The sequence below is a fragment of the Streptomyces sp. NPDC002133 genome (assembly GCF_040296405.1).
Classification (GTDB): Bacteria; Actinomycetota; Actinomycetes; order Streptomycetales; family Streptomycetaceae; genus Streptomyces.
In genome coordinates, this window is the sequence record NZ_JBEOXF010000018.1 from 28405 (window position 1) to 54713 (window position 26309).

Here is a 26309-nt window from a genome sequence, read left to right on the forward strand (position 1 = left end):
CACCCAGGACGAAAGCCGCTCGACCGCCGAATACGCGGAGGCCGGGCGGTTCGACGACGATGCGGGACGCGGGTCGGCCGGGGCCGACGGGCCGGTGAGGGTTCCCGCGCCCGCCACCGCGCCGGACGGCGGGGGCGGAGCCGGCGGGCGTGCCGTCACCGCCGGCGAGCCCGCGCGGATGCCGCGCTGGCTGCCCCGCGCCATGGTGCTGGCGCTGGCGCTCTATGGCTGCTTCCAGCTCGGCAGCTGGGCCTTCCACCAGCTCATCGGGTTGCTGATCAACGTGCTGATCGCGTTCTTCCTGGCGCTGGCGATCGAGCCCGCCGTGGGCCGGATGGCCGCTCGCGGTATGCGCCGCGGCATCGCCACCTTCCTCGTCTTCTTCGCCGTGCTGATCGTCGGCGTCGGCTTCGTGGTGCTGCTCGGCTCGATGCTGGCGGGCCAGATCGTCGAGATGGTCGAGGACTTCCCCAAGTACCTCGACCAGGTGATCAACTGGATCAACAGGACGTTCCACAGCGAACTGTCCCGGGTGGCGATCCAGGACAGCATGCTGCGCTCCGACTGGCTGCAGAAATACGTGCAGAACAGTGCGAGCGGTGTGCTCGACGTCTCCGCGACCGTGCTCGGCGGGCTGTTCAAACTGCTGACGATCTTCCTGTTCTCCTTCTACTTCGCGGCCGACGGGCCCCGGCTGCGGCGCGCGCTGTGCTCGGTGCTGCCACCGTCGAAGCAGGCCGAGGTGCTGCGCGCCTGGGAGATCGCGGTCGACAAGACCGGTGGCTATCTCTACTCGCGCGGACTGATGGCCCTGATCTCCGGCGTCGCGCACTACATCCTGCTGGCGCTTCTGGGCGTGCCGTACGCCCCGGCGCTGGCCGTGTGGGTGGGGCTGATGTCGCAGTTCATCCCCACGATCGGTACGTATCTGGCCGGCGCCCTGCCGATGCTGATCGCGTTCACGATCGAGCCCTGGTACGCCCTGTGGGTGCTGGGGTTCGTGCTGATCTATCAGCAGTTCGAGAACTACGTGCTGCAGCCCAAGCTCACCTCCAAGACGGTGGACATCCACCCCGCGGTCGCGTTCGGTTCCGTCATCGTCGGCACCGCGCTGCTGGGAGCGGTCGGCGCGCTGATCGCGATCCCCGCGGTCGCGACGCTGCAGGCCTTCCTCGGCGCCTACGTGCGGCGGTACGCCGTGACGGATGACCCGCGGGTCCACGGCCACCGGCGGCAGGGCGAGGCGGTGCTCGGCCGGGTCCAGCGTGCGTTGCGCAGCAATCGGGACGAGGCGCCGCCCTCGGAGAAGGGCGACGCCTGAGGGTCCGTCATTCGTCAGTGGTGCTCCAGCTCCACCTTCGGCAGCGCCCGGCGCAGCCAGGACGGCAGCCACCATGCGCTGCGTCCGAGGAGCTGCATGACCGCAGGGACGATCAGACAGCGGATCACGACGGCATCCAGCAGGATCGCCACCGCCAGCCCGAGCCCGAACTGCTGAAGCATCCGGTCGGGGCTGAGCACGAATGCCGCGAACACCACGATCATGATCGCCGCGGCGGCCGTGATGACCTTCCCGGTCGCCGCGAGGCCCTCACGCACCGCACCCTGCGGGTCCTCCGTGCGCTCCCACTCCTCATGGATCCGGGAGAGGAGGAAGACCTCGTAGTCCATGGACAGTCCGAACACGATCGCGAAGATCATGACCGGGATGAACGCCTCGATCGGACCGGGCTCGACCCCGAACCAGCCGTGCTGGAAGACCAGCGTGATCGCGCCGAGTGCCGCCCCGATGGACACCAGGTTCAGGATCGCCGCCTTCACCGGAATGAGCACCGACCGGAAGACCACGAGCAGCAGCAGCGCCGAGAGACCGACGACCATCGCGACGAACAGCGGCATCCGGTAGGAGACGGTCGACGCGAAATCCTCCGTCGCCGCGGTGGAGCCGCCGACGAACAGGTCCGTACGGGTTCGCTGCTCGAGTGGCGGGAGCACGTCGTCACGGAGCCGGTCCACGAGCCGGGAAGTCTCGACGGCCTGCGGCGCCGAGTCCGGGAACACGATCACGGTTGCGACCGAACCGTCCTCCGTGGGCACGGGCGGGGTGGTGGCCGCGACCCCCGGCGTCCGTTCCAGAACGTCCCGCACCTGGCTCGCGGTGTCCGCGGCTCCCGTGCCCGCCGTCCGGCGGGCTCCGTTTCCGGTCGACTTCCCGGCGTCACTTCCGTCCACGACCACGATCAGCGGTCCGTTGAAACCGGGCCCGAATCCTTCCGCCAGCATGTCGTACGCCTGCCGGCTGGTCTTCGTCTCCGCGTCGTTGCCCGCGTCCGCGAAGCCGAGCCGCATGTCGAGCGCGGGCGCGGCCAGTGCGCCGAGCGCCACGACCGACACCAGCAGGGCCGCCCACGGACGGCGCTGCACGCCGGTCGCCCAGCGCCGCCACCTCGCGCCCTCGGTCCGCCCCTTTGCCCTGGCCTTCGCGGCCCGCTTCTCGACCTGCCTGCGCAGACGGTAGCCGCAGAGGCCGAGCAGGGCGGGCAGCAGGGTCAGCGAAGCCGCCATCGTGACGAGCACGGTCAGCGCGACCGCCAGCGCCACGCCCTGCAGTGAGCCCAGCCCCAGCGCGACCAGCCCCATCAGCGCGATGATCACTGTGCAGCCCGCGAAGAAGACCGTCCGTCCTGCGGCGTCCAGCGCCCTGCGGGTCGCGTCCTCGGACGTCGCACCGCGCAGGAGCTCGCCCCGGTAGCGGGAGAAGATCAGCAGCGCGTAGTCGATCCCCACGCCCAGACCGACGAGCATCATGATCGGCGGGGTGAAGTCGGCGACATCCGCGAGATGCGAGGCGAGCGCGATCAGGCCGATCGAACTGCCCACGGCGAACAGCGCGGTGACAACGGGAAGGCTCGCGGCCACCAGCGACCCGAAGAGGAAGACCAGGATCACCAGCGCACCGAGAATGCCCGCCCCCTCGGCCGCGCCGCCCTCGCTCTCCTCGGCACCGCGGACCGCGTCACCACCGGCGGCCGTCTCCAGTCCGTCGCCCTCGATCGAGCCGGCGGTGTCGATGATCTTTCGTACGTGCTCCTTGGGAACGTTCTCGGCCTCGCCGTCGAGGGTCACGGTCGCGTAGCCGGCGGTGCCGTCCCGGGAGACCGCGGCAGCGTCCTCGTACGGGCCGCGCACGGCCGTGACACTGGGCAGTCCGGACACCTCGCCGAGCATGCCCTTTACGCGCCGCTCGACCGCACCGTCGCGGATCCCATCCGGAGCCCTCACGACGATCTGCACCGTCGCGTCGGCCTGCGCCGAGCCGTGCCGCTCCAGCACTGTCGCGGCCCGCTGCGAGTCCGTGCCGGGCAACGAGAAGTCGTTGTGGTACGCGCTGCCGGCGGCCGTCGAGGCCACGGTGATCCCTGCCACGACCACGACCCAGAGGAGCAGGGCCCGCCAGCGGTTCCGGAACGAGAAGGCGGCCAGGCGTTCGAAGACGCTCTCGCGCCGCCGGATCGCGCGGTCGGTGTCCCGCGTGAGGGTCATGATCGATCTCCCATCGGATCGGACGTACGAGGCTTCAGAGGTACGGGGGTTCAAGCGATGCGAGGGTGCGAGGGCCCAGAGGGGCGAGGCCCGGCTTCAGAGGTCAGAGGTACGAGGGGCGGGTCACCCGGTGCCGGAACGTCCGCCACGTCCAGGCCTGTGCGGCGACCAGCAGCGGAGTGACGACGAGCAGCGCGGGCACGAGCAGCGCGAGCGTCGCGCCGTCCGCAGCCGACGAGCCCAGCTCCAGCCCGGACCCCGCGAACAGCGGCAGGGCGCCCATCAGCAGCGCGGTCAGTGCGAACGACTTCCCGGGCCCGGTCCGCCCGACCAGCCGGCGAGCCCGTTCGTACGGCGCTCCGGTCAGCCGCATCGCGGCGAATCCGAGCCCGTGCACGGCGAACAGTGCGGCGACCGCGGTCGCCGTGAGCACCGCGACGGGACCGGTGGCGAGCTCGCCCGGCCGCCCTGTGGACAGCGCGGCCAGCAGCCAGCCCCAGGCAAGCGCGACCACCCAGCTCCCGCACACCACGGCCGCGTCGCACACGGCGCGCCAGCCGCGCCCGCCGCCGCGGCCCCGCAGCCACAGGCCCGTGTCGCGGGTGATCCAGCCGGCCAGCAGCGGTACGACCACCGCGAACTGCCCGCTCAGCAACTCCCCCTCGAGATCGGGGAAGCAGCCCACGAGCAGACCCGCGGTGGCTATCAGCCACACCTCGTTGCCCAGGAAGAACGGCGCGAAGGAGGCGAGGACCAGTCGGCGTTCCCGTTCGTCGCGGCCCAGATGAGGGGCGACCATCCCGGTGCCGATGTCGGCTCCGGCGAGCGCGAAGTACCCGGCGGCGAAGAAGCCGAGCAGGACGATGGCAAGAGTTTCCACAACGGCTCCTCAGTAGCTGGGCGCGGCGAGCGTGCCGGCCGCGTCGCGCCCGTCGTCGCCGGCGTCCGTGCGGTCGTCGTGGCCGAGACCGTCGTCGACGGGACCGCGCCGTGCGAAGCGCACCAGCAGCCACCCATTGAGGGCCGCCAGCAGGGCGAACAGGGTGGTGAAGGTGATGAGCGAGGCCCGCATCGCGCCGGGGGAGAGGCTGGAGACCGCGTCCTCGGTCGTGAGCAGCCCGTACACGACCCAGGGCTGACGGCCCGCCTCCCGGAACACCCAGCCGCTGATCATCGCGACGTACGGCAGTGGTACGGCGGCGATGAGCACGACGTGCCAGGCGCGGAAGCGGTACACCGCGGTCCTGAAGAGCGCCATGACGAAGCCCGGCAGGACGAGGTACATCATCAGCGCGAAGCACAGCAGCATCACGATCGCGCCGCCGCGGGTCCATGCCTCGGACGGCACGTAGTCGCCAGGACCGAATCTCGCGACCATGTCCGCCTGGATCTGGGCGATCTCGGCCTTCTTCTGGTCGAACACGGCCGATTTCATGGGCTGGAGGGCTGCGAGCGAGGCCAGCTGCACCCCGCCGAACGCCGCCGTCACAAAGAGCGCGGGCAGCGACAGGAACACGCCCGTACGCAGACCGCTTCCGAACAGCTCCCACTCCGGATTCCTCCGGAACAGGTGGTACGCGCTGACGCCCGCCATGAAGAAGCCCGCCGTCAGCAGCGCCCCCGCCACGATGTGCCCGAAGGCCGACAGCGCACTCGGATTGGTCAGCACGGCCCCGGCGTCCGCGAGGACCAGCTTCCCGCCTTCCTCGCGGTATCCCACCGGGTTGTTGAGGAAGCCGTTCGAGACGAGGATCCAGTACGCGGACAGGTAGGCGGTCAGCGTGACGATCCAGATCATGGCGAGATGGACCCACCGGTTGAACCGGTGCCAGCCGAAGATCCACAGGCCGAGGAACGTCGACTCGACGAAGAACGCGACGATGGTCTCGACGGCGAGCGAGGCGCCGAACACATTGCCCGCGTAGTGCGTCAGCCCGCTCCAGTTCAGCCCGAACTGGAACTCCATCACGATGCCGGTGACGATCCCGACCGCGTAGTTGATGATGTACAGCTGCCCCCAGAAGCGCACCATCCGCGCGTGCAGGGGCTTGCGGCTGAACGTCGCCCGGGTCTGGATGCAGGCGACGACCGTCGCCAGCCCGAGCGTCAGGGCGACGAAGAGGAAGTGGCCCCCAGCCGTGAGGGCGAACTGGAGCCGGGCGAGATCGAGGACCTCTGTGCTTTCACTGGAGACTGCCACCCCGTCAGCGTCGGCGTACGGCTCGGTCCGGGGCGTCGGCCGACGGGTGACACCCCGTCTACCCCATGAGTTGCGGGGCGGGCCCGCCGCGTACCCCCTCGGTTGCGGGCCGGGCCCTCGGCCCCCTAGGGGTCGAGGCCGCCCGTGGCGTCAGCCCAGCCAGCCCGGCGTGATCATCCCGGACTCGTACGCCAGAATCACCAGCTGCGCCCGGTCCCGTACGTCGAGCTTGGTCATGATCCGGCTGACGTGCGTCTTCGCGGTGGCGGGGGACAGGACGAGCCGCTGCGCGATCTCGTCGTTCGACAGCCCGGCCCCCACGAGGCCCATCACCTCCCGCTCGCGCTCGGTCAGGGCGTTGAGCCGTGGGCTCGGGTCGGGCTGCCTGCCGCGGCCCGCGAAATCGGCGATCAGCCTGCGCGTGACTGCGGGCGCGATCAGCGCGTCGCCGCGTGCCACCACCCGTACGCCGTGGAGCAGTTCCATCGGCTCGGTGTCCTTGACCAGAAAGCCCGAGGCCCCCGCACGCAGCGCGCCGTAGACGTAGTCGTCGACGTCGAAGGTGGTGAGGATGATGACGCGTACGTCCGCGAGGCGTTCGTCGGCGGTGATGCGACGGGTGGCTTCCAGGCCGTCCAGCCCCGGCATGCGGATGTCCATCAGCACGACATCGGGGCGCAGTTCGCGGGCGAGCGCGATGGCCTGCTCACCGTCGGCGGCCTCGCCGACGACCTCTATGCCCGTCTCGTCGTCGAGGATCGAGCGGAAGCCGGCCCGTACCAACGTCTGGTCGTCCGCGAGCACGACACGAATCATCCCTGGGTCCCCCCGATGGTGGTGAGCGGCAGCCGGGCACTGACCCGGAAGCCGTCCGCGGTGTTCTCCGCGGTCAGTTCGCCGCCGAACGCCTTCGCGCGCTCGGCCATCCCGCGGATGCCGCTGCCGACCGCCTGCTCGTCCGCCGAGCCCCGCCCGTCGTCGTCGATCCTCACGCGTATGTCCGCGTCGGTGAAGGCGATGGTGACCAGTGCGCTCTGCGCCTGCGCGTGCCGTGTCACGTTCGTGAGCGACTCCTGCACGATCCGGTACGCGGCCAGGTCGAGCGGCGGCGGCAGCGGGCGCGGTGTGCCCTCCGTCCTCGTGCGGACCTCGATGCCGGTCGACCGTGCCCGCTCGACCAGCTCGTCGAGCCGGTCGAGCCCGGAGGTCGGCGCGGTGGGAGCGGCCTCGTCGGCCTGACGCAGCACGCCGAGGGTGGCCCGCAGCTCGCGCAGGGCGTCCTTGCTGGTGGCCTTGACCGCCTCCAGCGCCTCCTCGGCGGTGGTCAGCGCGGCGGACGGCTCGGGCTTCTTGCCCAGCTTGTGCAGCGCGGCGGAGGACTGGACGTTGATCAGCGAGATGCTGTGGCCGAGCACGTCGTGCAGCTCGCGGGCGATCCGCAGCCGCTCCTCGGTGGCACTCTCCCGGGCCCGCGCCTCCTGCTCACGCTCGGCGGCCAGCGCCCGTTGCTCCACTTCGTGGAGATAGGCGGTACGGGTGCGCTGCGCGCGGCCGATGGCCACGAGGCTGATCAGCCATCCCGCCAGCATGAACAGGGACGTGTCGTCGATCTGGCGGTTGCCCCCGGTCTGGTGCGCCTCGCCGAAGCCGACGGCGAGCAGCGTGATCACACCGAGCGCGACCGCGGCGGTGAAGCGGCCCTCCGCGCTCGCGGTGTACAGCGCCAGCGCGAACGTGACCATCAGCGGGCCGTCGTATGCACTGAGCGGGTAGTAGACGGTCGAGACGGCCAGGGTGACGACGGCGACCGCGACGGGGTGGCGGCGCCGGAAGTGCAGCGCCCCGCAGCCCACACCGATGAGCGCCCAGCCGACCAGGGTGCTGCTCAGCGGCTCGTCCTCGTACTGCATGGCGACCACCGTCCAGGCGACCACGACCGCGGTGACGACGAGCGTCAGCGCGGTGTCGGTGGCCCGCGCGGACGGACGGCCGCCGGAGGCGCGGGAGGGGAGAGCCATGACGGAAGGATAGGCGTGCTCAGGGACGTGACAGCTCCTGCCGGCGTGCAGTCGCCACGCCGGCGGCGCCCGGCGTGCATGTCGGCGATGTCGTCTGCCAGGACGTTGTCAGGGTGTCGCCGCGAACGCGTCGATTCCCGTGAGTCGGCCGAGAGCCTCCACAGCCGCGCCGCCTGCGCGGGGTCGATCGCGTAGGCGCGTACCCCACGGGTGAGCTCTCCCACGTGATCGTCCTCGTCCGAGGGCTCAGCGATGTCACAGTCCTCGCAGTAGACGCCGCCCACGCCTGCCGGCTGCGGGGAGGTTGCGGCCCACACCTGCGTCGCCGCGCCCTGCCTCCTGGGCCGCCGAGCGCCGCCGGGCGGGCACGACGACGCGGGCGCCGGCGCCGGCGAGCGCCCGCGCCGTCTCCAGCCCGAGGCCCGAGTAGCCGCCGGTGACGATCGCGAACTTTCCGGTGAGGTCGACTCCCCGTACGACCTCCAGCGTGGTGCTCAGGGCTCCGAAGCCCGAACCGATCTTGTGCTGAGGAGTGGTCATGCTTCGACGCCACGGATTGAAGTGCGCTCGAAGGCAAGCCACGGCCGTGCCGCTGCGGGTTCCTCCGGATCCCCGCCGGCCCCGGCGCCCGCTCGGAATCCGGGGGCGGGGTCCGTGGGTCCGCCTTGACACGAAAATCGAACATCCATTCTTATGGAGCTCCGGCCCTTGGAACTCCGGGGTTTGTCGCCGAGTTTTCCACAGGCTGGACGGACGTCGGGGCGCATTGTCAGTGGCAGGGGTTAGCGTCTTTGACGTGAAGCGATCGACTCAAGCAACCCGGGTGGAACCCATGGCAGGAACCGACCGCGAGAAGGCGCTCGACGCCGCGCTCGCACAGATTGAACGGCAGTTCGGCAAGGGCGCAGTGATGCGCCTGGGCGAGCGGCCGAACGAGCCCATCGAGGTCATCCCCACAGGGTCGACCGCGCTCGACGTCGCCCTCGGCGTCGGCGGCCTGCCGCGAGGCCGTGTGGTGGAGGTGTACGGACCCGAGTCCTCCGGTAAGACGACCCTGACCCTGCACGCCGTGGCCAATGCGCAGAAGGCCGGCGGCCAGGTTGCCTTCGTGGACGCCGAGCACGCCCTCGACCCCGAGTACGCGAAGAAGCTCGGCGTCGACATCGACAACCTGATCCTGTCCCAGCCCGACAACGGCGAGCAGGCGCTCGAGATCGTGGACATGCTCGTCCGCTCCGGCGCCCTCGACCTGATCGTCATCGACTCCGTCGCCGCGCTCGTGCCGAGGGCGGAGATCGAGGGCGAGATGGGTGACTCGCACGTGGGTCTCCAGGCCCGGCTGATGAGCCAGGCGCTGCGGAAGATCACCAGCGCGCTCAACCAGTCCAAGACCACCGCGATCTTCATCAACCAGCTCCGCGAGAAGATCGGCGTGATGTTCGGCTCGCCGGAGACCACGACCGGTGGCCGCGCGCTGAAGTTCTACGCCTCGGTGCGTATCGACATCCGTCGTATCGAGACCCTCAAGGACGGCACGGACGCGGTCGGCAACCGCACCCGCTGCAAGGTCGTGAAGAACAAGGTGGCGCCGCCCTTCAAGCAGGCCGAGTTCGACATCCTGTACGGCCAGGGCATCAGCCGCGAAGGCGGCCTCATCGACATGGGCGTGGAGCATGGCTTCGTCCGCAAGGCGGGCGCCTGGTACACGTACGAGGGCGACCAGCTCGGCCAGGGCAAGGAGAACGCGCGGAACTTCCTGAAGGACAACCCCGACCTGGCCAACGAGATCGAGAAGAAGATCAAGGAGAAGCTGGGCGTCGGTGTCCGCCCGGAGGCTCCGCCGGCGGAGCCGGGCGCGGACGCGGCGAGCGCTGCGGCCTCCGGCGATGAGCCCGCGAAGTCGGTGCCCGCACCTGCCGCGAAGGCCACCAAGGCCACCAAGGCGGCGGCCTCGGCCAAGAGCTGAGCCGACTCGTGACCCGGCGCACCGAATGGCCGGGCGACAGCCCCGACTCGTCGAGGGCCGAGAAGGAGCTGTCGCCCAGGGATCCGGCTGAGCGGGCGCGGGCGATCTGCCTGCGCCTGCTCACCGGAACCCCGCGCACGCGGAATCAGCTTCGCGATGCGCTGCACAAGCGGGACATCCCGGAGGATGTCGCCGATGAGGTCCTGTCCCGTTTCGAGGACGTGGGCCTCATCGACGACGCGGCGTTCGCGGACGCCTGGGTGGAGTCCCGGCACCACGGGCGGGGCCTGGCCCGTCGCGCTCTCGCACGCGAGCTGCGCACCAAGGGCGTCGACTCGGCACTGATCGACGAGGCGGTCGGTCAGCTCGACGCGGACCAGGAGGAGGCGACGGCCCGCGAGCTGGTCGACCGCAAGCTTCGGACCACCCGCGGTCTCGACCGGGACCGCAGGCTGCGCCGTCTTGCGGGCATGCTCGCCCGCAAGGGATACCCGGAGGGCATGGCCCTGCGGGTGGTCCGCCAGGCCCTGGAGGAAGAGGGCGAGGACACCGAGGGCTTGGGCGAGGGCGGCCTGGACGACGGCCTGTACTGACGCGGTGCCCTGCTCTTGAGGGCTCCGCCCTGGGCCCCTGACGGTACGCCCGGTACCGTCCGTGGGTCCTGGTCCTGGGGTGTCCGCCCTCAACCCGGACGGGGCGCGACGCGTGACGGGCACCGGCGCCGGGTGTCCGTCCTCACATGCCGGACGGGCTCATGAGGACCTACGCCGTTGCTCTTGGCACCCGCACGGGGAGGCCCTCCGTGCGCCATGCCTGGAAGCCGCCCACCAGATCGGTTGCCCGGTGCAGCCCCAGCTGCTTCAGCGAGGCGGCCGCGAGCGACGAGGCGTATCCCTCGTTGCAGATCACCACGATGTGCAGGTCGTGGCTCGTGGCCTCGGGCGCGCGGTGGCTGCCCTGAGGGTCCAGCCGCCACTCCAGCTCATTGCGCTCCACCACCAGCGCACCGGGGATCAGCCCGTCCCGGTCGCGCAGCGCGGCATAGCGGATGTCCACCAGCAGCGCCCCGCTCGCCGCGGCATCGAAGGCCTCGCGGGGACCGACCCGGTCCAGGCCCTCGCGGACCTGCTCCAGCAACGCGTCGATGCCCACACGATGTTCGCTCACTGCCAGTCCTCCGGACGCTCGACCTGCTCAAGACGGAGCACCGCTCCGGACCGGCTGAAGCGCCGGATCAGCGGCAGCGGCGGATAGTACGCATGGACCGAGATCGCGTGCTCGGTCGCCGACTCGTTCAGTACCTCGTGCACATGGTGCTGCCCGAACGCCCGGCCCTGGCCCGCGCCCAACCGCCGCTCGCGGTCGACTCCTTCGGCCAGCTCCAGGGTCTTCCAGCCGTCGGCCGGGAGCCGCACCGCGAGCGAGTTCTCCTTCAGCTCGCCGGAGGACGTGGCGAACGCGCCGGCCGACTCGGCGTGGTCGTGCCAGCCCGTTCCGGTGCCCGGAGGCCAGCTGATGAGCCAGGCCTCGCTGCCGCCCGGCCCTTCGAGCCGCACCCAGGTGCGGCCCTCCGGATCGAGCGGAAGGGACCCGGTGAGTTCGGGGTCGGCGGCGGTGCGCCGGACGAAGTCGAGAAGGTCGGCCGCGGTGGGGACGGCGGCTTCCGTACGTACGGGGACAGACTGAGGCACAAGAACCGTCCTGGGAGTTCGCTGAGGTGCACGCGGCCCGGCGTACGGAGAAAAACGGCGTATCGAGTACGAAGGCGTACGAAGCGCCGGTTGGACGAGCGCGGCCGCGCGGAGGAGGGGAAGGCGAATTCAGCAGGACGGACGACACACGCAGCCCGCATAGCGGAGCAGGTCCATATGAACCCTCCGCCACAGGCGCACATCGATGTCGGCCACGATCCGGAGTACACCATGTGCGCCCATGTCGGTCAATTGATGTCCGCAGTGCGGTCAGCACCGACCGGCGAGGAGTCGGGAGCGCCCCCGCGCGCCGCGTCCGCCGCCGCGTACAGCTCGGCAGGGCGCACCCCGCCGAAGGCCGCCACGAGATGCCCGTCGGGCCGTACCAGCAGCACCGTGTGCGCCGAAGCCCCGGGATAGCCCTCGGTGACCAGCAGTTCGGCCTGCACCGGCAGCGTCTCGACGGCCGAGGCCAGCCGCGGCATCACACCTGCGCTCACCCAGTGCCGCCGGTCCCACACCCCCGTGCCGGGTGCCACCAGCACCACCAGCAGCCGGCCCAGACCCAGCCGGTCCCACAGCCGCACGGTCGTGCCGTCCGGTGCCATGACCCGTACGTCGTCCACCGGTGCTCCGAACGGGGTGCCGACCGCGGTGTGCGCGTCGGTGTGTTGCGGTGCGAGGGGGGAGTGCTGGTACGAGGGTGGCGCGCCCAGCGGCCCCAGCCCCAGATGCCCGTCGGTCAGCAGAGTGTCGTGCCCGCGCCCTGCACCCGGCAGATAGGTCCGCAGTCCTCCGCTGCCCCGCAGTATCGGCAGCGACTGGTCGGCGGCGCGCAGCCGCGCGGCGACGGCGGTGCGCCGTTCCGCCTGATAGCTGTCGAGCAGCGTCTCCGAAGCGCCGTGGTGCCAGGCGTGCGCCAGCTTCCAGGCCAGGTTGTCGGCGTCGCGCAGCCCTTCGTCGAGGCCCTGCGTACCGACCGCGCCGAGGAGATGGGCCGCGTCCCCTGCGAGAAAGGCCCGGTCGACGCGCCAGCGCCGGGCGAGCCGGTGGTGCAGGGTGTAGACGCCCGTGTCGATGAGCTCGTACTGCGGGGGCCCTTCGCACCAGCCGGACAGGGTGTCCCGCACCCGTGACACCAGCGCGTCCGGTGTCACCAGCTCGCCGCGGGCGGGCAGCAGCCAGTCGAGCCGCCAGGCGCCTTCCACCAGCGGACGCGCGGTCACCTCCTCGCCGCCCGAGCGCCACGGCGGCAGCCGGTGCAGCACCGCTTCGTCAGGCCACGGCAGCTCGGCGCGGAGAGCGGCCACGGCATGCCGCTCCACGGCGGTACGGCCGGGGAACCGGACGCCGAGCAGCTTGCGCACCGTCGACCGTGCCCCGTCGCAGCCGACCAGATAGCTCCCGCGCCACCAGGTCGCCTCGGGCTCGCGGGTGTGCGCGGTGACTCCACCGTTGTCCTGCTCCAGTGTGTCGAGACGGCTGTGGGCGACGACCCGCACCAGTTCGGCATCCGCGACGGCGTCCCGCAGCCCGCGCATCAGAGCATGCTGCGGGATGTGCACCGGCGCCGGGAGGGCATCCCCGCCGAGCTCCAGCACGCGCATCTCCTGCTTGCGCCGGAGCGATCGCCAGCCGACCCATCGGGCGCCCTCGTCACGGACCGTGGCGCAGCCGAGCCGCTCCATCAGAGCCGCGGTGTCGGCACGCAGCACGACCGTACGGGCCGGACGCGGCTCGTCCTTGCCCGCCCCCTCGTCCAGGACGACGGAGGGAACGCCCTGTACGGACAGAGCGAGCGACAGCGCCAGCCCGACGGGGCCGACGCCGACGACGATCACCGGGTCCACGGCGCTGCTCCTGAGGCCCGCGGGGACAGAGGGAACAGTGGGGATGGGCTGGCCGAAGCCCGGTGCGCGATCACAGAACGTATGCAACCCACTGCCGGTGCCCCCGTCAAGCGCCACCGGAGCGCGGCGAGGGGCGGCGGCCCTGCGGCCACCGCCCCTCGCACAGTCAATCCTTGACGACTGCTCAGACCGCCCGGCCGTCGTCGATGTGGATCGTCGGGGGGCCGATGGTCTCCAGCCCACCGCCGGGGCCGGCGTGCACCACGGCGCCCGTGCTCTTTTTGCCACGCCGCAGCTTGCGCTCCAGCCAGCTCGCGGCCGAGGTGAGCACGAAGTTCAGAGCCACGAAGATCACGGCGACGACGGTGAAGCTGGCAATGGTGTTCGCACCGTAGTTGGCGCTCATCGGGCGGACCGAGGACAGCAGTTCGCTGAAGGTGAGCATCGCGCCGCCGAGGGCGGTGTCCTTCACGATGACCACCATCTGGCTGACGATCGCCGGGAGCATCGCGGTCACCGACTGCGGCAGCAGCACGTACCGCATCGTCTGGCCCTTGCGCATACCGATCGCCTTGGCGGCGTCCGTCTGCCCCTGGGGCAGGGACAGGATGCCGGCCCGGACGATCTCCGCAAGCACCGAGGCGTTGTAGAGCACCAGGCCGGTGACCACCGCGTACAGCGGACGGACTTCGCTGTCGATGTCGGTGAAGTCGACGTACGCCTGGTTGGCGAACAGCATGAGGATCAGCACGGGGATGGCGCGGAAGAACTCCACGACCGTGCCGGCGACACCGCGGACCCACCGGTGGTCGGAGAGCCGGGCGATGCCGAAAACCGCACCGAGCGGCAGCGCGATGACGAGCGAGAGGCTCGCGGCGAGGAGGGTGTTCTGCAGGCCGGGCCAGATGTACGTCGTGTACGGCTGGGAGCTCGTGAAGAACGGCTCCCACTTGACCCAGTCGAGCTGGCCCTTGGAGTTGAGGCTGTCGTACACCCACCACAGGACGGCCGCGAGACCGACCGTGAACAGCACCGTGTAGAGGATGTTGCGCCGCTTGGCGCGTGGCCCCTGGGCGTCGTAGAGAACGGAACTCATCGCTTCACCGCCACCTTCTTGCTCACCCAGCCGAGAACGAGTCCGGTCGGCAGCGTGAGGCAGATGAACCCGAACGCGAATACGGCGACGATCGGCAGGAGTGCGGCGTAGGTCTCGATCCACTCCTTCATCAGCAACGCGGCCTCGGCGACGCCGATGGCCGACGCCACGGTCGTGTTCTTGGTCAGTGCGATCAGCACGTTCGCCAGCGGATTGACGACCGAACGGAAGGCCTGCGGAAGGATGACGAGCCGCAATACCTGGACGAAGCTGAGGCCCAGGGCACGCGCCGCCTCCGCCTGTCCCACGGGCACGGTGTTGATGCCGGACCGCAGTGCCTCGCACACGAAGGCAGCCGTGTAGGCGATCAGACCGAGCACGGCGAGCCTGAAGTTGATCACCGTGAAGTCGTCTCCCCCGCCGAGCGTGACACCCAGCGTCGAGAAGAGGCCCAGCGACGTGAAGACGATGACGACGGTGAGCGGGATGTTGCGCACCACGTTCACGTAGGCGGTACCGAAGCCCCGCATCAGCGGGATCGGGCTGACCCGCATGCCGGCCAGCAGTGTTCCCCATATCAGGGAGCCGAGGGCCGAGTAGACGGTGAGCTTCACCGTCACCCAGAAGGCCCCCAGTAGCTCGTTCACATCAAGAAAGTCGAACACGATCTCCCGCGCTTCCGCGTATGCGTGTGGGAAGGGCTCGGCGCGCGCCGCCGCCGTCAGCGGCGGCGCGCCTCGTCAGCCCCGCAGGTCACTTGACGATGTTGCCGATCTTCGGCGCGGGCTCGCTCTTGTAGCCGGCCGGGCCGAAGTTGGCGTCCACGGCCTTCTGCCAGGAGCCGTCGGAAACCATCTTCTCCAGCGCCTTGTTGATCTTGTCCTTGAGCTCGGCGTCGCCCTTCTTCAGGCCGATGCCGTAGTTCTCGTTGCTCAGCTTGAGGCCGGCGAGCTTGAACTTGCCCTTGTGCGCCTCCTGCGCGGCGTAGCCGGCGAGGATGGAGTCGTCCGTGGTCAGCGCGTCGACGGTCTTGTTCTCCAGGCCGGTCAGGCACTCGGAGTAGCCGCCGAACTCCAGCAGCTGCGCCTTCGGGGCGAGCGTGTCATGGACGTTCTGCGCCGAGGTCGAGCCGGCGACCGAGCAGAGCTTCTTCTTGTTCAGGTCCTCGGCCTTGGTGATGGAGTTGTCGTCGGCGCGGACCAGGAGGTCCTGGTGGGCCAGCAGGTACGGACCCGCGAAGTCGACCTTCGCCAGACGCTTGTCGTTGATCGAGTAGGAGGCGGCGATGAACTTGACGTCGCCGCGCTCGATCGCCGTCTCACGGTCTGCGCTCTTCGTCTCCTTGAAGACGATGTCGCCCTCTTCGTAGCCGAGCTCCTTGGCGACGTACTTGGCGACGTCGACGTCGAAGCCGGTGTACTTGCCGTCCGGGGTCTTGAGGCCGATGCCCGGCTGGTCGATCTTGATGCCGATCGTGATCTTGTCGCCGCCACCAGCGGAACCGCTGCCGGCGGCGTCGTCCTTCTTGCCGGAGCCACAGGCGGTGACGGTCAGGGCGAGCGCGACGGCGGCGGCTGCTGCGGCGGAGGCCTTGCGGAGCTTCATGGTGAACTTCCCTTGGTTAGGCGTGATGTGGGCGATCAGCGGAACCCTGTCCAGGGCCAACGATGCCCAGGACCGGCCGGGTTCAAATGGCCCGGTTCAGTGGTGCAGGATCTTCGACAGGAAGTCCTTCGCCCGGTCGCTGCGCGGGTTGCTGAAGAACTGGTCGGGCGTGGCCTCTTCGACGATCTTGCCGTCCGCCATGAACACGACCCGGTTGGCGGCCGACCGCGCGAAGCCCATCTCGTGCGTGACGACCACCATGGTCATGCCGTCACGAGCCAGTTGCTGCATGACCTCGAGCACCTCGTTGATCATCTCGGGGTCGAGGGCGGAGGTGGGCTCGTCGAAGAGCATCACCTTCGGACCCATTGCCAACGCCCGGGCGATCGCGACGCGTTGCTGCTGACCGCCGGAGAGCTGCGCCGGGTACTTGTCGGCCTGGGAGCCGACACCCACCCGGTCGAGCAGCGCGCGCGCCTTCTCCTCGGCGGCCTTCTTGTCCGTCCTCCGGACCTTGAGCTGGCCCAGCATGACATTCTCCAGCACGGTCTTGTGCGCGAAGAGGTTGAACGACTGGAAGACCATGCCCACATCGGCACGCAGCCGGGCGAGCTCCCTGCCCTCCTGGGGCAGCGGCTTGCCGTCGATCGTGATGACGCCGGAGTCGATCGTCTCCAGCCGGTTGATGGTGCGGCACAGCGTGGACTTGCCGGACCCGGAAGGCCCGATCACGACGACGACCTCGCCGCGCGCGATGGTCAGGTCGATGTCCTGGAGCACATGCAGCGCGCCGAAGTGCTTGTTGACGTTGTTCAGTACGACCAGGTCGGCCGCCGCCGGTACGGCATCCTCCGCGCCCTTGGTCACTGATACTCCGCTCATCGGCTTCTTGCTCCGTCCTCCTCGGTTGGGAGGACCCTAAGCACGCATTGCGATCAGCGTCAGTACATCTGAGCGGAAATTGAGCATAACGATACGGCTGCAACCGGACACTCTGGGTGAACGGGGCGGTGGTTGCCGTACCGGGTGGGTAACGGAAACCCGGGTGTAACGGGATGCCTCTTGACTGACCGGGCGGCCATCGGCGTTCATGCCCTGTACACACGCAAGAGCTACGACCGCCAGAGCCACGCCGGAGGGGGGCCATGAGACTGCTGCTCGTCGAGGACGACGACCATGTCGCCGCCGCTCTGTCCGCGGTGCTCGCCAGGCACGGCTTCTCCGTGACGCACGCCCGCAACGGCGAGGAGGCGCTGCAGGCCGTGCTGCCGACGGCCTCAGAGGGCAAGCCGCCGTTCGGTGTCGTCCTGCTCGACCTCGGGCTGCCCGACCAGGACGGCTACCAGGTCTGCGGAAAGATACGGAAGCTCACCTCGACCCCGGTGATCATGGTCACCGCGCGCGCGGACGTGCGGTCGCGGATCCACGGCCTGAACCTCGGCGCCGACGACTACGTGGTCAAGCCGTACGACACGGGCGAGCTGCTCGCCCGCATCCACGCCGTCAGCCGGCGCACCGCGCCCGGTGAGGACGCGGCTCCGGCCGCCGAGAGCGCCCTCAGGCTCGGTTCCGTCACCGTCGAGCTCGCCACCCGCCGCGTCAGCGTCGACGGTGAGGCCGTCCAGCTGACCCGCAAGGAGTTCGACCTGCTCGCGCTGCTCGCCCAGCGCCCCGGTGTGGTCTTCCGCCGGGAGCAGATCATCAGTGAGGTGTGGCGCACGAGCTGGGAGGGCACCGGCCGGACGCTCGAGGTGCATGTCGCCTCGCTGCGCTCCAAGCTCCGTATGCCCGCCCTGATAGAGACCGTGCGCGGCGTCGGCTACCGCCTGGTCGCGCCCGCCGCGTAAGGGCGGCCGCTTCCGTTGAGTACCCGTCTCCTTCCGCTCCTCATCGTCCTCATGGCGGGCGTGCTGCTCGCGCTCGGCTTCCCGCTCGCCGTGAGTCTTGCCGCCGCCGAGCAACAGGGCGTCGTCGTCGACCGGCTGGACGACACCGCTCGCTTCGCGGCGCAGGCCCAGTTCGTCACCGACGGGATCTCCGGCCAGAACGAACGCCGCGAAATGCTCGAGGAGGAGCTGAGCCGCTACCACGACGTGTACGGGATGCGGACGGGCGTCTTCTACCGCAGCGACGCGGCCATGGCCCGCGCGCCCGAGTACTGGGATCTCCCGCAGGAGGGCGAGGGCCGCCGGGCCTTCCAGGAGTCGCTGCTGGGGCGCCGCAGCCACGACCCGCCCCAGGTGTGGCCCTGGCAGGAGGGCGCCAGGCTCGTCGTCGCCTCACCTGTGGTACGGGACGGTGACGTAGTCGCGGTCGTCGTCACGGACTCGCCCACCGGCCAGCTGCGTTCACGGATCCTCTCCGGCTGGCTGCTCATCGCCGCCGGAGAGTCCGCGGCGATGTTCCTCGCCCTCGGCGCCGCGGTGCGGCTCACCGGCTGGGTGCTGCGGCCCGTGCGCGTCCTGGACGCCGCCACGCACGACATCGCGACCGGCCGGCTGAACTCGCGCGTCGCCGCCGCCGGCGGGCCGCCCGAACTGCGCAGACTGGCCCGTTCGTTCAACGAGATGGCCGACAACGTCGAAGAGGTGCTGGAACAGCAGCGCGCCTTCGTCGCCGACGCCTCCCACCAGTTGCGCAACCCGCTCGCGGCCCTGCTGCTGAGGATCGAGCTCCTCGCGCTGGAACTCCCCGAGGCGAACGAGGAGATCGCCTCCGTGCGCACCGAGGGCAAGCGCCTCGCCCAGGTCCTCGACGATCTGCTGGACCTGGCGCTGGCCGAGCACGCGTCCGCGGACCTCCGGCTGACCGACGTCGGTGAACTGGCCGCCGAGCGGGTCGCGGCGTGGCGACCGCTCGCCGACGAGAAGGGCGTCCTGCTCACCGGCGAGAACCCGGCGGTGACCGCGTGGGCGGATCCCATAGCGCTCTCCAGCGCGCTCGACGCCGTGATCGACAACGCGCTGAAGTTCACGCCCCGGGGGAAGGAGGTCACCGTTGCGGTCTCGGCGGACGGCGAGAGCTCCACGATCGTGATCACCGACCGTGGCCCGGGGCTGACCGACGAGGAGCTCGACCGGGTCGGCGACCGGTTCTGGCGCAGCACCCGTCATCAGAACGTGAAGGGCTCCGGCCTCGGCCTCTCGATCACCCGCGCGCTGCTCTCGGCGGCCGGCGGCTCGATCTCGTTCGCGCACGCCGAGCCGCACGGCCTGCGCGTGACGCTCACGCTCCCGCGTACGTCGCCGACGGGGCGTGTTCCGGCGGATCCCGCGGAGGCACCCGCGGTGTGACCGGGACCGGGCCCCGCGGCGTGACCCGTTCCTACGGGGTGGGGCGGGCGGTCAGTCGGTCACAGGCCGGTCCCGCGGCCTGACGGGGCGGCCTGCGGCCGGGCGGGTCCAGCCGGGCCGCCGCGAGGCCGAGGTTTACGGCTTGGCCGAGCGGTAGTACCGCCGCGCGCCCTCGTGGAGCGGCAGTGGGTCGGTGTAGATCGCCGTCCGCAGATCCACCAACTGCGCCGGGTGCACCTCGTGCCCGATCCGGTCCCGGCTGTTGATCACGGTGCGGGTCACGCGCTCGATCAGCTCGGAATCCGCTCCGGTCGTGGTGACCAGCAGATTCGTGACGGCAACGGTCTCCACCGGAGCGGTGGCACCCGTGATGCTCGGGTAGGCGTCGGCGGGCACCACTGCCGAGCGGTAGTAGCGCGTCGTCGCACCCGCCTTGTGGAGCCGGTCGATCAGGTCCTCGCCCAGCGGGACCAGCCGGACGGGAAAGCGCTCGGACAGCGTCTGTACGGCACTGGTCGGGAGCCCGCCCGACCAGAAGAAGGCGTCCAGCTCGCCCTGCTCCAGCAACTCCGGCATGGTGTCGATGCCGGCGGCGACCGGAGTGACGTCCTTCGCGGGGTTCAGTTTCGCCGCTTTCAGCACCCGCTCGGCGATGAGCCGGACACCCGATCCGGCCTGACCGACGCCCACCCGCTTGCCGCGCAGGTCGGCCGGCGTCCGCGCCAGCGAGCTCTGCGGGACCACGAGCTGCACGTAGTCGTCGTACAGCCGGGCACAGCCTCGCAGCCGGTCCGCGCCGAGCCTGCCGTCACGCCGGTACTTCGCCACGGCGTCGGCGGTGGCGATGGTGAAGTCGGCCTCGCCGCTCGCCACCCGGGCGAGATTCTGCTGAGAGCCCTCGCTGGTCCGCAGATCTATCGAGACCCGGGGCAGATCGCGCGCGAGCGCGTCCTTCAGGAGCTCGCCGTATCGCTGGTACACGCCGCTCTTCACCCCCGTACTGAAGGTGAGCTTCCCGCTCGGAGTGCTCTCCCCGACGGGCAGCAGCCACCACAGCAGCAGCCCGCACACCACGGCCAGCACCGCGGACCCCTGGAGGGCGCGGCGTCGGCGTCGGGTGAGGCGGGGGAGTGCAGGGGGCATGGCCGCGATCCTGCCAGCTCGCTCCCCGTGAAGGCCAGGCCCACCTGCGGACCGTGCGGTCCCACGCTCAACGTCGCACTCCGCGTCGTTCTCGTCGTGTACGTGAACGCCCGTAGAACTCCACACGCGAGGGCAGACACGGCAGGACACGGAGAGGCCCGGATGTGAGAAGACCGACATGGCGACCGACCGTGGCCGCGATGGCCACCGCCCGCCTGGTGGTCTTCGGCGACGGGGGACGCATGCGGACGAGCCGGGGGCCTCGGCCACGGAAGCGGTCGCCGAGGCCCCCGGCCCACGGCAGCTTCCGGCTGATCAAGGGCACGCCGAGTACGCAGGAGATCGTGCTGCCGGAGGGCTGAGCGCTGGCGCTGGGCGCCCACCACCGGGTGGCGAGCGAGCGGTCGCCTCGTAGGACCCGCGAACACCGTGCGGCGCCGCACGCTGTCCGTGCGGGTGCGGCGCCGCTCCGGTGCCGGGAGGTGGTCAGGAGCGGTAGGGGTTGCGCAGGTAAGTGCGGTCCAGGCTGCCGGTGTTGGTGAAGTACCGCGAGACGAGGAGCGCCGGGTCGGTGACGATCGCGCCGGGCTGGAGCGCGCTGCCGTCGTTCGAGTCGTCCCAGGCCCAGGGGGCGTGCGCCGCGTTGTCCCTGCCGTTGTCGCCCCGGAAGGCGCCCCACGAGGCGTACGTCTCCGCGTTGTTGCGCCGCTCCCAGAGGCCCCCGCCGGCCGTGATGTCGACGAGCTGGTACGTCGCGTTGCGGTCGTTCCCGTCGCTCGGCACCGATCCCGCGCCGCGGCTTGGCCGGTAGACGATCCCGTCGCCGCCCGGGAACTCCGCGCCGTCCCAGGCGTACGCGCCGTGGCTTCGGGCCTCCTGGAAGCTGGTCGGGTGGCCCGCTCCCTCGAAGTCCTGCATGACGACGGTGCCGTCGATGTTCTCCTGGCCGGCGGTGAAGGGGCTTCCCGGCGGGGTGTAGGAGTAGAAGTTGTCGTGGGCCAGGGTGACCACGGCCTCCAGGCTCCCGTAGGTGCTGCCGTCCTTGCGGATCACCTCCAGCTGCCCCTCCATGTCGTTCTCGTGCGAGAACCAGTTGAGGGGATGGTCCTTCCAGTCCCTCGGGTGGAAGAAGGCGTAGGTCAGATACCAGTGCGTGCCGGTCTCGGCGACGGAGTAGTACACGGTGCCGGTCAGCCGGCCGGCGTTCGCGTCGAGCTCCTCCCAGTTGTCGAGGGTGTTCCAGTCGCCGTCGTAGTCGACCGGGGCGAGGTAGTCGGCCGTGTAGTACGCGGACGAGGAGTCCTGGTAGTGGATCGGGGCCCAGCGGTGGGCGAGTTCGGGATCGGCGGGGGCGGCATGGGCGGGGCCGGGGGCGACCAGAAGGGCGGCGACGGCGAGGGCGGCTGCGGGCAGTGCGGTGAGAGCGGAACTCCACCGTGACATGAGCACCTCCAGTGCGGGGATCGCCCACATGCTGGAGGTGCGACGGCGGCCCTGGGGCCCTTTCCCACGGGAGTTCACCAGCCTCTCGCCCGGCACGGGACGAGTGGTGGTTGATCGTTCACCGACGGGTCGGCGCCGCTGTCCGCGTGGTGACTCAGGCCTTCCGGGACGGTCCCTGCGCCGGTCGCCTCCGGTCGCACGATGGACCGTCGCAGCGAAGACTGGGCCTGTACGGGCAGTTCGACGACGGCAGACGGTGCACGCGGTCGAGTGAAGCCCGCGGTGGGCCGCGCCGGATCGGGTGGTTACTGTGACGACTTCGCCCTTCGGGTCAGGCGACCCGTTCTCCGACCTCTTCAACCGCTTCTTCGGTATGAGCCCCGGGGCCTCCCCGCCCGCCGTGCAACGGGTGCCCATCGGCCGCCTGCTCAGCGACTCCTCGCACGAACTGCTGGCAGCCGCAGGGGGCCGCGCGGCGGAGGACGGCTGCGACCTGGACACCGTCCATCTGCTGTGGGCCGCCACGCAGATACCGTCCGCTCGCCATGTGCTGGAACAGGTCGGTGCCGATCCGGACAAGCTGGGGGAGGACCTGCAGGAGCAACTGCCCTCCGGCACCGGGTCCGGGGATCCCGCACTCACGCCTGCCGCGAAGCGGGCCCTGCTCGCTGCCCACGCTCGCTCCCAGGCGGCGGGCGCCTCGTACATCGGGCCGGAGCACATCCTCGCCGCACTGCTGGAGGACCCGCGCTCCGAGGCCGCACGGGCGCTGCGTTCCGAAGGAGCCTCGGTCGGCGCGCTGCGGGACGGCACGGGAGGGCAGCGGGCGGCCGGGGGCGGTCACAGCGACACCCCCACGCTCGACGAGTTCGGCCGCGATCTCACCGAGGAGGCCCGCAGCGGCCGGCTCGACCCGGTCGTCGGCCGCGCCGAGGAGATCGAGCAGACCGTGGAGGTCCTCTCCCGCAAGTCGAAGAACAATCCCGTGCTGATCGGCGATCCCGGCGTCGGCAAGACCGCCATCGTCGAGGGCCTGGCGCAGCGGATCGTCTCCGGTGACGTGCCCAAGGCGCTGCAGGGCCGGCGGGTCGTGGGCCTCGACATGGCAGGACTCGTAGCCGGGTCCCGGTACCGCGGCGACTTCGAGGAACGGCTGAAGAAGGTGATCGACGAGGTCACTGCGGCGGAGAAGAACGTCATCCTTTTCATCGACGAGGTGCACACGGTCGTCGGCGCCGGGAGCGGTGGCGAGGGGGCCATGGACGCCGGCAACATCCTCAAGCCCGCCCTCGCCCGCGGAGACCTCAGTCTCGTCGGGGCGACCACGATCGACGAGTACCGCAAGAACATCGAGAAGGACGCCGCCCTGGAGCGCCGCTTCCAGCCCGTGATGGTGCCTGAGCCCACGGTGGACGAGACCATCGAGATCCTGCACGGACTGCGCGACTCCTACGAGGCCCACCACCAGGTGCGCATCACCGACGAGGCCATCGATGCGGCGGCCGCGCTCTCCGACCGGTACATCACCGACCGCTTCCTGCCCGACAAGGCCATCGACCTCGTCGACCAGGCCGGGGCGCGGGTGGCGCTGCGCGGGACAGGCGGCGGCAGCACCGAGGCGGGCGACCTCCGGGAACGCCTCACCAAGCTCAACCGGGAGAAGGACGAGGCGGTCAGCAACGAGGACTTCGAGCGAGCGGCCGAGCTCAAGCGGAGCATCCAGGAGGCGGAGCGCCGGCTCGCCGATCTCGGCGAGGAGCGGGAGCAGGTCGGCGCCGTCACCGCCGAGGACATCGCCGAGGTCCTCTCCCGGCGCACCGGCATTCCCGTCTCGCAGCTCACCGAGACCGAGCGCGAACGTCTGCTGAAGCTCGAGGAGGCCCTGCACAAGCGCGTGATCGGCCAGGACGAGGCGGTCACCGCCGTCGCCCAGGCGGTACGCCGCGGGCGTGCGGGCATGGGCGACCCCGGTCGTCCCACCGGCAGCTTCCTCTTCCTCGGCCCCACCGGTGTCGGCAAGACCGAGCTCGCCAAGGCGCTCGCGGAGCTGATGTTCGGCGAGGAGGACCGGATGGTCCGCTTCGACATGAGTGAGTTCCAGGAGAAGCACACGGTCTCCCGGCTCGTCGGGTCCCCTCCCGGGTACGTCGGCTACGAGGAGGCCGGGCAGCTCACCGAGGCGGTACGCCGCAAGCCCTACAGCGTCCTGCTCTTCGACGAGGTCGAGAAGGCGCACCCGGACGTATTCAACCTGCTGCTGCAGGTCCTGGACGACGGGCGGCTGACGGACGCGCAGGGCCGCACGGTCGACTTCCGCAACACCGTGGTGATCATGACCAGCAACATCGCGTCGAAGCACATCCTGGACCATGAGGGCTCGGTGGACGAGATCAGGGACGACCTCATGGCCGAGCTGCGGGCGCACTTCCGGCCCGAGTTCCTCAACAGGATCGACGAGATCGTCGTCTTCCACGCCCTGGCCCGGGCCGACCTGATCAGGATTGTCGACCTCCTGCTGGAACGCAGCCGTCGACGGCTGCACGCGCAGAAGATCGGTCTCGAGGTCACCGAGACGGCCAAGGAGTGGCTGGCCAACCGCGGCTACCAGCCCGAGTTCGGCGCCCGGCCGCTGCGCCGCACGATCCAGTCCGAGCTGGACAACCGGCTGTCGAACATGCTCCTCGACGGGACCCTCAACCCCGGCGACACGGTCGTCTGCGACATCCGGGACGGCCAGCTCACCTGCTCCATCGCGGGCCCGGAAAGCTCGGGCGAGGAACCCGCGACCGCGGAGGCCTGATCCGGACCCCGGCCGCCCCGATCCCGCCGACCGGCTCGGGGGAAGAGCTGCCCCGGCGCCCCTTTACCCTGGAGGAATGACCAGCAGCGACCGGAGCGAAGCAGTGGACGTCAAGGGAACATACGAGGTGCGCACCTACGGGTGCCAGATGAACGTCCACGACTCCGAGCGGCTGTCGGGCCTGCTGGAGGACGCAGGATATGTGCGTGCGCCCGAAGGCACCGGCGAGGGCGAGGCGGACGTCATCGTCTTCAACACCTGCGCGGTGCGGGAGAACGCCGACAACAGGCTGTACGGCAACCTCGGGCGGCTCGCCCCCATGAAGGCCGCCCGCCCCGGGATGCAGATCGCGGTCGGCGGCTGCCTGGCCCAGAAGGACCGCGACACCATCGTCAAGAAGGCGCCCTGGGTCGACGTCGTCTTCGGTACGCACAACATCGGCAAGCTGCCGGTGCTGCTGGAGCGTGCCCGCGTTCTCGAAGAGGCGCAGGTCGAGATCGCCGAGTCGCTGGAGGCGTTCCCCTCGACCCTGCCGACGCGCCGCGAGTCCGCCTACGCCGCCTGGGTCTCCATTTCCGTCGGCTGCAACAACACCTGCACGTTCTGCATCGTCCCCGCCCTGCGCGGCAAGGAGAAGGACCGCCGGCCCGGCGACATCCTGGCCGAGGTCGAGGCGCTCGTCGCCGAGGGCGTCTCCGAGATCACCCTGCTCGGCCAGAACGTCAACGCCTACGGCTCCGACATCGGTGACCGCGAGGCCTTCAGCAAGCTGCTGCGGGCCTGCGGGAAGGTCGAGGGCCTGGAGCGTGTCCGCTTCACCTCACCCCACCCGCGCGACTTCACGGACGACGTGATCGCGGCGATGGCGGAGACGCCGAACGTGATGCCACAGCTGCACATGCCCCTCCAGTCCGGCTCGGACACGGTGCTCAAGGCGATGCGCCGCTCGTACCGGCAGGACCGGTACCTCGGCATCATCGAGAAGGTCCGCGCTGCGATTCCGCACGCCGCGATCTCGACCGACGTCATCGTGGGCTTCCCCGGCGAGACCGAGGAGGACTTCGAGCAGACCCTTCACGTCGTGCGCGAGGCACGCTTCGCGCAGGCCTTCACCTTCCAGTACTCCAAGCGACCCGGGACCCCGGCCGCCGAGATGGAGGACCAGATTCCCAAGGAGGTCGTACAGGCGCGCTACGAGCGGCTGGTCGCTCTCCAGGAGGAGATCTCCTGGGAGGAGAACAAGAAGCAGGTCGGCCGGACCCTGGAGGTCATGGTGGCGGAGGGCGAGGGTCGCAAGGACGGCGCCACCCACCGTCTTTCGGGCCGTGCCCCGGACAACCGTCTGGTGCACTTCACGAAGCCCGAGGCCGAGGTGCGTCCGGGCGACGTCGTCACCGTCGGGATCACGTACGCGGCGCCCCACCACCTGCTGGCCGAGGGCCCGACGACGGGGGTACGGCGCACCCGCGCCGGCGACGCGTGGGAGAAGCGCAACGCGGCCCCGGACCGGCCGGCGGGCGTCATGCTGGGCATCCCGGCGATCGGCGTCCCGGCGCCGCTCTCGGCCGCGACGGGCGGCTGCTCGGCGGTCGGCTGACGGCGGCCACGCCCTGGGGCCCGTCCTGCGGGGCTCGCGGGTTCCGTGGCACGCGTTCCCCTGG

23 protein-coding genes and 1 pseudogene are annotated in these 26309 nt (G+C 70.4%); 8 read left to right on the forward strand and 16 right to left on the reverse strand.

The genetic code is table 11. The features are described from left to right. Window positions 1-178 precede the first annotated feature (178 nt). Complete coding sequence (locus tag ABT078_RS19255) at window positions 179-1321, forward strand: AI-2E family transporter (protein WP_351229320.1); 1143 nt, start codon at window positions 179-181, stop codon at window positions 1319-1321. 14 nt (window positions 1322-1335) lie between these two features. Here ABT078_RS19255 and ABT078_RS19260 read toward each other — a convergent pair whose 3' ends face one another. The 6 genes and pseudogenes from ABT078_RS19260 to ABT078_RS42720 form a co-directional block, all read right to left on the reverse strand. Then, window positions 1336-3543: an MMPL family transporter gene (locus tag ABT078_RS19260; protein WP_351229175.1), complete on the reverse strand. Its 2208-nt coding sequence runs from the start codon at window positions 3541-3543 to the stop codon at window positions 1336-1338. Window positions 3544-3646: 103 nt separating this feature from the next. Beyond that, window positions 3647-4423, reverse strand: coding sequence for a cytochrome d ubiquinol oxidase subunit II (locus tag ABT078_RS19265; protein WP_351229177.1), 777 nt, complete (start codon window positions 4421-4423; stop codon window positions 3647-3649). A 9-nt stretch (window positions 4424-4432) separates the two neighbouring features. Further along, window positions 4433-5743, reverse strand: a complete 1311-nt coding sequence (locus ABT078_RS19270; RefSeq protein WP_351229179.1) for a cytochrome ubiquinol oxidase subunit I — start codon at window positions 5741-5743, stop codon at window positions 4433-4435. Between the two features lie 150 nt (window positions 5744-5893). Next, entirely contained in the window at window positions 5894-6559 is a 666-nt protein-coding gene (locus tag ABT078_RS19275; RefSeq protein WP_351229181.1) for a response regulator, read from the reverse strand. Further along, entirely contained in the window at window positions 6556-7761 is a 1206-nt protein-coding gene (locus ABT078_RS19280; RefSeq protein WP_351229183.1) for a sensor histidine kinase, read from the reverse strand. Before ABT078_RS19280 ends, ABT078_RS19275 begins: the two co-directional genes overlap by 4 nt. A gap of 312 nt (window positions 7762-8073) precedes the next feature. Then, a pseudogene (locus ABT078_RS42720) lies at window positions 8074-8301 on the reverse strand (SDR family NAD(P)-dependent oxidoreductase); the annotation flags it as partial. A 292-nt stretch (window positions 8302-8593) separates the two neighbouring features. Here ABT078_RS42720 and recA point away from each other — a divergent pair. Together recA and recX are read left to right on the forward strand one after the other, a co-directional pair. Then, window positions 8594-9727, forward strand: a complete 1134-nt coding sequence (gene recA, locus ABT078_RS19290; RefSeq protein WP_351229185.1) for a recombinase RecA — start codon at window positions 8594-8596, stop codon at window positions 9725-9727. Window positions 9728-9735: 8 nt separating this feature from the next. Next, window positions 9736-10320, forward strand: coding sequence for a recombination regulator RecX (gene recX / locus ABT078_RS19295; RefSeq protein WP_351229187.1), 585 nt, complete (start codon window positions 9736-9738; stop codon window positions 10318-10320). A 169-nt stretch (window positions 10321-10489) separates the two neighbouring features. Here recX and ABT078_RS19300 read toward each other — a convergent pair whose 3' ends face one another. The 8 genes from ABT078_RS19300 to ABT078_RS19335 all read right to left on the reverse strand — a co-directional run bounded on the left by ABT078_RS19300 (window position 10490) and on the right by ABT078_RS19335 (window position 16851). Beyond that, complete coding sequence (locus tag ABT078_RS19300; RefSeq protein ID WP_502981255.1) at window positions 10490-10900, reverse strand: rhodanese-like domain-containing protein; 411 nt, start codon at window positions 10898-10900, stop codon at window positions 10490-10492. Next, complete coding sequence (locus ABT078_RS19305) at window positions 10891-11418, reverse strand: cupin domain-containing protein (RefSeq protein WP_351229191.1); 528 nt, start codon at window positions 11416-11418, stop codon at window positions 10891-10893. The genes ABT078_RS19300 and ABT078_RS19305 overlap by 10 nt, the downstream gene beginning before the upstream one ends. A gap of 129 nt (window positions 11419-11547) precedes the next feature. Then, window positions 11548-11661 carry a putative leader peptide gene (locus ABT078_RS19310; protein ID WP_351229193.1) on the reverse strand — a complete coding sequence of 38 codons (114 nt, stop codon included), beginning with the start codon at window positions 11659-11661 and terminating at the stop codon, window positions 11548-11550. Between the two features lie 5 nt (window positions 11662-11666). Continuing rightward, complete coding sequence (locus ABT078_RS19315; RefSeq protein WP_351229195.1) at window positions 11667-13268, reverse strand: FAD-dependent monooxygenase; 1602 nt, start codon at window positions 13266-13268, stop codon at window positions 11667-11669. Between the two features lie 184 nt (window positions 13269-13452). After that, window positions 13453-14364 carry an amino acid ABC transporter permease gene (locus ABT078_RS19320; RefSeq protein ID WP_351229197.1) on the reverse strand — a complete coding sequence of 304 codons (912 nt, stop codon included), beginning with the start codon at window positions 14362-14364 and terminating at the stop codon, window positions 13453-13455. After that, window positions 14361-15029 (reverse strand): amino acid ABC transporter permease, encoded by a 669-nt coding sequence (locus ABT078_RS19325; RefSeq protein ID WP_351229199.1) that lies wholly within the window; start codon window positions 15027-15029, stop codon window positions 14361-14363. Before ABT078_RS19325 ends, ABT078_RS19320 begins: the two co-directional genes overlap by 4 nt. 88 nt (window positions 15030-15117) lie before the next feature. Further along, complete coding sequence (locus tag ABT078_RS19330; RefSeq protein ID WP_351229201.1) at window positions 15118-15969, reverse strand: glutamate ABC transporter substrate-binding protein; 852 nt, start codon at window positions 15967-15969, stop codon at window positions 15118-15120. Between the two features lie 96 nt (window positions 15970-16065). Next, entirely contained in the window at window positions 16066-16851 is a 786-nt protein-coding gene (locus ABT078_RS19335; protein WP_351229203.1) for an amino acid ABC transporter ATP-binding protein, read from the reverse strand. Window positions 16852-17114: 263 nt separating this feature from the next. Between ABT078_RS19335 and ABT078_RS19340 the strand changes: the two genes are divergently transcribed. Together ABT078_RS19340 and ABT078_RS19345 are read left to right on the forward strand one after the other, a co-directional pair. Next, complete coding sequence (locus ABT078_RS19340; RefSeq protein WP_351229205.1) at window positions 17115-17816, forward strand: response regulator transcription factor; 702 nt, start codon at window positions 17115-17117, stop codon at window positions 17814-17816. Window positions 17817-17831: 15 nt separating this feature from the next. After that, window positions 17832-19262, forward strand: a complete 1431-nt coding sequence (locus ABT078_RS19345; RefSeq protein ID WP_351229207.1) for a sensor histidine kinase — start codon at window positions 17832-17834, stop codon at window positions 19260-19262. A gap of 135 nt (window positions 19263-19397) precedes the next feature. Here the strand turns inward: ABT078_RS19345 and ABT078_RS19350 are convergent, their stop codons facing one another. Further along, on the reverse strand, window positions 19398-20405 hold the full coding sequence (locus ABT078_RS19350; protein WP_351229209.1) for a TAXI family TRAP transporter solute-binding subunit: 1008 nt from the start codon (window positions 20403-20405) through the stop codon (window positions 19398-19400). A 200-nt stretch (window positions 20406-20605) separates the two neighbouring features. On the opposite strand from ABT078_RS19350, the gene ABT078_RS19355 reads away from it, so the two are divergent. Continuing rightward, complete coding sequence (locus tag ABT078_RS19355) at window positions 20606-20767, forward strand: hypothetical protein (protein ID WP_351229211.1); 162 nt, start codon at window positions 20606-20608, stop codon at window positions 20765-20767. A 124-nt stretch (window positions 20768-20891) separates the two neighbouring features. Here the strand turns inward: ABT078_RS19355 and ABT078_RS19360 are convergent, their stop codons facing one another. Then, complete coding sequence (locus tag ABT078_RS19360; protein WP_351229213.1) at window positions 20892-21848, reverse strand: hypothetical protein; 957 nt, start codon at window positions 21846-21848, stop codon at window positions 20892-20894. 310 nt (window positions 21849-22158) lie between these two features. Here ABT078_RS19360 and ABT078_RS19365 point away from each other — a divergent pair, with 310 nt between their 5' ends. Both ABT078_RS19365 and miaB read left to right on the forward strand, forming a co-directional pair. Then, entirely contained in the window at window positions 22159-24648 is a 2490-nt protein-coding gene (locus ABT078_RS19365) for an ATP-dependent Clp protease ATP-binding subunit (RefSeq protein ID WP_351229215.1), read from the forward strand. A gap of 76 nt (window positions 24649-24724) precedes the next feature. Then, on the forward strand, window positions 24725-26245 hold the full coding sequence (gene miaB / locus ABT078_RS19370) for a tRNA (N6-isopentenyl adenosine(37)-C2)-methylthiotransferase MiaB (RefSeq protein WP_351229217.1): 1521 nt from the start codon (window positions 24725-24727) through the stop codon (window positions 26243-26245). The last annotated feature ends 64 nt before the right edge of the window (window positions 26246-26309 follow it).